This is a genomic window from Leisingera sp. ANG49 (assembly GCF_059694505.1).
Genome location: NZ_JCATZN010000061.1, coordinates 1 through 476, shown reverse-complemented (window position 1 = coordinate 476; position 476 = coordinate 1). Strand labels below are relative to the sequence as shown.

Genomic DNA, 476 nt, shown 5'->3' with positions numbered 1-476 from the left:
GCCAGGTTGTGGGCGCGGCAGCAGGCGGTCACCGTGTTCGCCAGCAGGCAGGCGATGGTCATCGGGCCGACGCCGCCCGGCACCGGGGTGATGGCGCCGGCGCGCTCCGCGGCGGAGGCGAAGTCGACGTCGCCCACCAGCACGTTCTTGCCGTCGCGCTCGATCCGGTTGATGCCGACGTCGATGACGGTGGCGCCTTCCTTGATCCAGTCGCCCGGCACCATTTCCGGGCGGCCGACGGCGGCCACCACGATGTCGGCGCGGCGCACCACGTCCGGAAGGTCCTTGGTACGGCTGTGCGCGATGGTCACGGTGCAGCTGTCGCCCAGCAGCAGCTGCGCCATCGGCTTGCCGACGATGTTGGAGCGGCCGATCACCACCGCATCCATGCCCGAGAGGCTGCCGTGGTGGTCGCGCAGCATCATCAGGCAGCCCAGCGGCGTGCAGGGCACCATCGATTTCTGGCCGGTGCCCAG

At 70.8% G+C, this 476-nt stretch carries 1 pseudogene; it reads right to left on the bottom strand.

Annotation, left to right across the window (positions count from 1 at the left end):
- Positions 1–476, bottom strand: a pseudogene (locus tag AC58NV_RS23735) (bifunctional methylenetetrahydrofolate dehydrogenase/methenyltetrahydrofolate cyclohydrolase); the annotation flags it as partial.